This is a genomic window from Oscillatoria sp. HE19RPO, assembly GCF_024220515.1.
In the GTDB taxonomy this organism is placed as follows: Bacteria; Cyanobacteriota; Cyanobacteriia; order Cyanobacteriales; family Laspinemataceae; genus Laspinema.
Map to the genome: position 1 here is coordinate 1 of NZ_JAMXOT010000484.1, position 2,724 is coordinate 2,724.

At 43.5% G+C, this 2,724-nt stretch carries 1 protein-coding gene and 1 pseudogene; one reads left to right on the forward strand and one right to left on the reverse strand.

Translation table 11 applies throughout. From position 1 onward, the window contains the following. Positions 1-312 precede the first annotated feature (312 nt). Positions 313-963: a pentapeptide repeat-containing protein gene (locus NG833_RS29895; RefSeq protein ID WP_254568903.1), complete on the forward strand. Its 651-nt coding sequence runs from the start codon at positions 313-315 to the stop codon at positions 961-963. 288 nt (positions 964-1,251) lie between these two features. Here the strand turns inward: NG833_RS29895 and NG833_RS29905 are convergent. Continuing rightward, a pseudogene (locus NG833_RS29905) lies at positions 1,252-2,679 on the reverse strand (DNA/RNA non-specific endonuclease). Positions 2,680-2,724 lie beyond the last annotated feature (45 nt).

Consider the following 2,724-nt stretch of genomic DNA (forward strand, 5'->3'; position numbering starts at 1 on the left):
GGATCTCCCCATTGGGTTCCTCTTTTAGGGCTTTTTGAAGTTTTTTGACTTGTTCAGTCGTTAAACAATTGGTAGCTGGCATGGGCTTGATTGTTATGGAAGGTCTGAATATTATACCAATTTAAATGCTGAACAGCTTAGCACGTAATAAATCTGAGCTGCTGCCTGCTTCGATTACTGAGTCGGGCGCATGAGCATTGATAATGCTAATCGCATCGGCTGTTTCTTTCGCCACTACAGAACTTTTCACTTGCCAGAACTAGAACCACTCGCGCTATTATTAAAGGTACAAGTAAATTGGGGAGGAGAGTTATGGAGGTTGAGGAGTTACTCAGACGTTATGCTTTGGGAGAAAGAGATTTTGCTAGAGTCGATCTGAGAAATGCCCAGTTAAGTGGAGTTGACTTGAGTCGGGCTAACCTGACTGATGCCAACTTGGAAGGAGTGCTGCTGCAAGAAGCGGTTCTGAACAATGCTATTCTTAAAGAAGCTAATCTCAGATATGCTGACTTAAGTCGAGCCAACTTGTTTGGAGCCAGACTGAATAATTCTAATCTCAGATTTGCGATCTTGAGGAATGCCAAACTGGACCAAACCGATCTCAGCTATGCCATTTTAGAAGGCTCCGACTTAAGACTAGCTTCTATAACTAGCGCCGATCTCAACAGGGCTAACTTAGAAGGGGCTAACTTGGAAGGGGCTAACTTGTCTTTCTCTACTCTAGTGGAGGCTAACCTCAGGCGTGCCAACCTAGAAAGGGCAATGTTGGCAGAAACGGCTTTGTACGATGCCATTTGTGAAGAAGCTAATTTTAGCTCTGCCGAGATGTTTGCCACCTCGATAGGTAGAACTAATTTCAGAGGAGCCATTTTTGACAACATCGTCTTCGTTGACTGCGTATGCCGCGAAACCATCTGGCCCAATGGAGAGGTCATCACCGATCCAGAACCATTTCCCGAGTAGTAAGTATGCAAAATAAATTACACATTCGTTTGGGCTAGACGACTGAATGAATCGAGGCATTAACTGTGTAATTAATTCGGTACGGAAACTTAAATTTTTTGTAACGAGCTGTTCTAAGAGAAAAAGAGAATTTTACGAACGAAAAATTATTCAAACATGACTGACGCATTTTCTCTATTAGGCGTCAACCCAGAAGCCCCTATAATGTTGTTTTTGCGTCAGTCTTCTCCAAAAAATCAAAAATAAAAGTAGCCGTGACGCTGAAGAAGCGGTCAGAGAAATCGGACTTCAGCTTTCGATCACTGTTTGAATTGCTTGAGGCACATTGGACAAGAAATCATAGCCGGTTATCTCCTCAAGATAGTCAACGCTAACTTGCCATTGTCTCCAGTCATTCCAATCCGTAATATCTTTCATCACTCCATTGGGTAACGAAAAAGGTCCTGGAGTGCTCAGCTGAGTTCGGTTAGGTGTTATCATGGCGTACACCTCAGTCTGGTCAGTAATATCGGCTATTTCTTGACCGGGTTCCATAACCACAGCAATTTTCCAAATATATTCAGGAACCCGAATTAGTTTGGCATTTTCTATTGACTGTAGGCTAAATCTGGTATCGGGATTTCAATCTGAATCTTTCGGCAATGAAGAGGCTAGTTTAGGTCTACCATTCCCATCCATAAAAACAGATCCATCCTTCAGTAAGATTCTGTTATGAACGGTTCGGTAAGGAAAACCGATTTTTCTTTCCGAACCATAGCCAAACCCGCCTGCAATAACGTACAGTTCTTTATTGTCATTTTCAACCAATGTATATTGGCTATATTTTTCAAACTCTCTCCAAGCGCCAAACTGATTAGCATCCTCATGTTGTGGAAGTGCGTTCGTTGTGAAGTAAGTCGAGTAAATATCCTTCTTCGTTCTGTTTCGAGCTTCGGACGGGGTCATATGTCCTTTATCAAGTCCAAAGCTGACTCTGTAGTCTGGACTTGCAGTTTTCACCCAATCGGTAGGAAGAGTGCTGTCTGATAGCCACGGGTAGTCGAATATATCGGCAGAGTACACTGAGTCAGGAGGAAAGTTAGTAGGAGGATAGCCAATAGCTCTTGCCTCCTCTGGTCCTGGTCTAGTTATATTACCCAACCACGATTTATTTAACTGCCAACTCACCCAATTAGGTCCTTTAATCGCATCGTTATAAGATAGGGAGTATTGCGGCTTCTCAATCAGGTAATTCTCGCGATGCGTATCTTCAAAGGGACGCGCAAAAGTAGGATTGCCTAACTTCAGATGAGTGCTTTTGAAGAACACATCATCCAGATAAACTGTGCTCTCTCCTTCTAGGGTAAATTGCAACACTGCCGACTTCCCGCGCAGGTTTTCGGGAATATCTAAATGGAAGGTCTCAAACCCCTGTAAAGCATAATCAAGACTGTAAGTGTAGGGGTCTATATATTCTCCGTTTACATAGTCATAATAGCCAACGGCGCTTTCGCTTTCAGCCGGATGTTCAGCGAGCTTCAGATCGATTTCTCCTGCTGAAAGCCACTCATCATCCGGTTCCGTTCCTTTGATAGAAACCTTGAAAAGACCATCCTTGGGTTTCGGCACGTGCAAATCGAACCGCAACGTACCCCATTCCGGAACCACAAAACGGTTATGGGTGACCTGATTCTGCCCGTCATTGGATAACTTCAAAGCATAATTAGGTTGACTCATATCGTAGCCAACCCCAGCTAAAAAATCAGCGTCTAAGCTACCAAC

Bases quoted from the DNA above. Each gene is read 5' to 3' on its own strand.
- NG833_RS29895 (WP_254568903.1), top strand. From the start codon at position 313: ATGGAGGTTGAGGAGTTACTCAGACGTTATGCTTTGGGAGAAAGAGAT.